This is a genomic window from Capnocytophaga canis (assembly GCF_000827555.1).
GTDB classification, from domain to species: domain Bacteria; phylum Bacteroidota; class Bacteroidia; order Flavobacteriales; family Flavobacteriaceae; genus Capnocytophaga; species Capnocytophaga canis.
The window spans coordinates 1-4200 of the sequence record NZ_CDOI01000193.1 but is presented as its reverse complement, the minus strand read 5'-3'; the positions used below and the strand labels follow the sequence as shown (position 1 = coordinate 4200).

Annotated in this window: 5 protein-coding genes; all 5 read left to right on the top strand. The window is 28.5% G+C overall.

What is annotated here, in order from left to right; genetic code table 11:
* Positions 1-263: 263 nt before the first annotated feature.
* The 5 genes from CCAND38_RS10085 (at position 264) to CCAND38_RS10065 (ending at position 4062) form a co-directional block, all read left to right on the top strand.
* A complete protein-coding gene (locus CCAND38_RS10085) occupies positions 264-1091 on the top strand; it encodes a hypothetical protein (RefSeq protein WP_042345191.1) in 828 nt (275 codons plus the stop codon).
* A 149-nt stretch (positions 1092-1240) separates the two neighbouring features.
* On the top strand, positions 1241-1975 hold the full coding sequence (locus CCAND38_RS10080; protein WP_156129799.1) for a hypothetical protein: 735 nt from the start codon (positions 1241-1243) through the stop codon (positions 1973-1975).
* 19 nt (positions 1976-1994) lie between these two features.
* Positions 1995-2864, top strand: a complete 870-nt coding sequence (locus CCAND38_RS10075) for a hypothetical protein (RefSeq protein ID WP_042345186.1) — start codon at positions 1995-1997, stop codon at positions 2862-2864.
* Between the two features lie 19 nt (positions 2865-2883).
* Entirely contained in the window at positions 2884-3405 is a 522-nt protein-coding gene (locus tag CCAND38_RS10070; RefSeq protein WP_042345184.1) for a hypothetical protein, read from the top strand.
* 66 nt (positions 3406-3471) lie between these two features.
* The gene (locus CCAND38_RS10065; RefSeq protein WP_042345182.1) at positions 3472-4062 is read left to right on the top strand and encodes a hypothetical protein; all 591 of its coding nucleotides are present in this window, start codon (positions 3472-3474) and stop codon (positions 4060-4062) included.
* The last annotated feature ends 138 nt before the right edge of the window (positions 4063-4200 follow it).

The window sequence follows — 4200 nt, the reverse complement described above, 5'->3', positions numbered from 1 at the left end:
ATCGGACCATTTTACAGAAAATATGAGTATTATGACAAGAGAGCTTCGTATGCGAAAGGAGTATATCGAAGCAATGTGTTTATAGTATTTACCTCCGATTTAGAAAAAGATTACATTCCTTGCTACGAAGTGGATGTTTTAATAAGTACAATTGAAGAATATTGTGATTAAAATGAAACTAATTCTAACACTAATTTTCTGTGCTTGTGTAAGTTTTACACAAGCACAGATTAACTCAAATAGTCTGTTTTTTGTAACTAATTATGAAAACGCAAATTCTTATTTTTTTTAGTCTTATATCTAGCCATATAGTTGTTGCCCAAAAATATATTTCGTTGGAAGAGCTAAACTCAAAATACGATGTTAAAGAGTACAATTTTAGTTTATCTTCTTTTGGAATAGAGAGAACTTTTGAAGTTTACAACATAGAAAGAGGCGAAGATTTATTACTTATTACAATTTTACCCGATTTAAAAGATGGCTATGATTGGATAGAAGTTCAAAAAAGTGAATTGCAGGAAGAAAATTTTGTTTCCTATCGATATTTGATTGATAAATTGGAAGTTAACAATAATTTATCTAATAAATACTTTTTAGTTAAAAAAATTGGCGATCAAATTTTTAGGGCGAGACTCACAAATTTGCAATTGTTTAAAATTGTTAATTTTTCGGACGAAGATATTCACATATCCGGAAAAAATGTTCTTAATTTGGGTGCAAAACCTATTATAAAAGAGCAACTATATGCTAAATATAAACAGCAATTTCCTGATAAAGTATTTTTATTTGAAAACGGTTTCGGAATACCCAGTTATTTAGAAAGTGTATATCTATATGATGTTCAACTGATAAATAACGAACAAGTATATTTCTTTTGGATTTTTAATACGTATGGAGGAATTGGCAACTTAGCATATATTAAAGGAAAAGGAATTGTTGCAGGGCGTTATCCCTATTATTTTTCATTAAAAACAGGAGGTAAAATAGCTGTAAGTAACGACCCCTCTTATTTGCTTCGTAAAGTGTGGGACAAAAATGATACAGAAAACAAAATGATGTGGGCAAAAGAACTTTTTCCTGAAAGGCAATAACTTTTAGATTTGTAACAATGAAAACAAAACTTTTAATCACACTATTTTTATGTTCTTTTCTCGGGTTTTCACAATCCGAGAAAAGATTTATACTCTTAAACGATATAATACCCAACAGTGTAAGAAAATATACTCTTGATACTGAAAAAATGTATGGAATTAAGGCTCAAATTGAGCTATATAATCTTGACCATTATCAAGGTCTTTTCCTTTTTAGTGTACTTCCTGATTTAGAAACGGGCGAAAATTGGGAAGAAATTTCATACTTGCTTATAGAAAATGAAATATTACCTGCAAAAAAAATACAAGAAGCTATATTAAATAATAATGAGCTTAAGATGTTCAATAAATATAGGTTAGTAAAAAAAATTGGAAATAATTTTTTTGTAGCAAAAAACGTTCTTATAGAAAAATTCAAAATAATTGACACTGAAACTTCTCTGAAAATTTCTGGAAGTAATATTCTTAACCTTAAAGACAAAATAATGACTTACAACGATGTTAAGAAAACATATCTTAGTCAAGTAAGTAATAAATTTCCTATGGAAAGTGATACTTACGGATATTCGTGGATAAAAGAAGAGTTTCGAGCAATATATCTTTCAGAAGTAAAACAAAAAAATAACGAAAAAGTTTATCTCTTTTGGACACTCGACGACTGGAATAAAGATTTTGAAAAACAAAATAAACATCGCAATAATGGAATTACTGATATAGAAAACTATAATTACCATCGAGGTATTGACCGATTTGCATATATTGAAGGCAAAGGAATTGTAGGAGGTTCGTATGATTTTTATTTCGACCGAACAGAAGATGGTTTCAAGCGAGTTGTCAGATACGATATAATGTGGGCTAAAGAACTTTTTCCTGAAAGGCAATAACTCTTAGACATTTCTAACAATGAAAACAAAACTTTTAATCATACTATTTTTATATTCTTTTCTCGGGTTTTCACAATCCGAGAAAAGTTATGTTTTGTTAGATAGCCTTGCTTCAAAATATCAAGTAAATAAATATACACTTAACACAAATAAACTCTACGGAGTCCATACAGAAGTGGAAATGTATAATATTTTACGAGAAGAAATCATTTTATTAATTTCTGTTTTGCCAAATTTATATAATAATCAACCCAAATGGAAAGAAATACAATGGCAAGAAATCAAAAATAATATTATTTCTCCTGAAAAAATAACCCGAAGAATCATAAACATAATTAGTCCTTATGAGGCGAGTGATTATATGTTAAAATCCAAAGAGTTCAATAAATTTTCATTGGTAAAAAAGGAAAATGAGAAATATTATGTAGCAAAATTTTCATTATTTGAATGGTTTTATGTTGTTGAATTTAAGAGTTATATAAATGTTTCACAAATTAAGAATGTAATTCTTAATTTGGGGCAAAACCCTATCAAACGTATTGATTTTATGGAGGGAAAGGACAATGAAAGTTTTTTTATCCCTCATCATTTGCGAAATATTTATCTTTCTCAAGTTGAAAATCACGGAAATGAAAAAATATATCGTTTTTGGACTTTTGATGGGTGGCAAGTCAGTGATTATTACAACGAACATCGTGGTATTGACCGCTTTGCGTATATTGAAGGAAAAGGCATCGTGGGAGGTTCGTATGATTTTTACTTTAAGTTTGTTCCTAAATATACAAGTAAAAATCATATTTATATAAAACTCACTCCTGAACAATGGGAAGAAAATGGCCTACAAGAAAAAATTATGTGGGCAAAAGAACTTTTTCCTGAAAGGCAATAACTCTTAGACATTTCTAACAATGAAAACTTTAATAACTTTAATTTTCTGTGCTTGTGTAAATTTTGCACAAGCACAGATTAACTCAAATAGTCTGTTTTTTGTAATAAATAATGATAATCCAAACTTCTATGAAAAGGTTATTGGGAAAAATATCACACAAAAAACATATGGGATAAACTGTCCCAACTCACCTTTTTGGAGTGTTTCGTTTATGTACTTTTCAAAAGATTTCTTTGACTATCCCGCAAGATTTGTTTTACTTATGCCACAAACAATGTTTAAAGAATTCGAAAAGAAAAATAGCGTAATCTATGTAAAACAAGAGGAAGAAAAATGGATCAAAATGCAATTTGATGAATTTTCAAGTCAAGTGTTAGAACGCTCACCTCATTATGAAGATAGGTTTTACAATTACTATGACAAAGAATATCAAACCGAAAAACGATATAATATTTTTATCATTAAAGAAGAAGATTTAGAGAAGGATTATATTCCTTGTTATGAAGTACAGCTATTTATTAGACCGACGGCTTTGGAGTAAAATTTTAATTAAAACAATTATAATGTAAGTTTTGCACAAGCATAGAAAAATTAAAATCCAAAAACAATGAAAAACACACTACTCATTACATTACTTTTATTGACTTTTAAATTATATGCACAAATATCTGAAAGAGCATTGTTTGTCATCTTTGATGATACAGATGGTGTTTTACGTACACAAAAAGAGGAAATAAACTCTGGTGAAACTTATTGGTTAGATATTACGAAACATTACAAGCATCATAAGGTATTTGAAAGATTTGACAAAAACAATAAACTTTTTTACAAATCAATAGAATACGATTATAAAAATGATAAAGAAGATTGGCTTCTAAATATTTCCCATATTATTAAAGTACAAAATAGTGATAAATATTCCGTTATTAAAAGAGATCATATTTTACTAATTCCAAATGAACATCTGGATTTCCTAAAAGATATGAGACAGGTAAAAACAATCACACAGTTAGAAGAAATATGGAATACGCTCTCGCAAGAAACTTATGATTTCTTTTTTGACGGTTATGCATATATTTACAAAATACCTCCGTTTGTAAAGCATCATATATTTGTCATTTTTTCATCTGATTTACAAAAAGATTATATACCTTGTTATCAAGTCCGTGTACATCCGTCAAATATACAATATGAATAAAAGTCCAAAGAGGGCGTCATTTTAAAAAATAATTAAAATCTTAATCACACTAATTTTCTGTGCTTGTACAAAACTTGCACGAGCACAGAAAAACTAAAACTACAAATAATGAGAAACAAGTTAATTATAGCACTATTT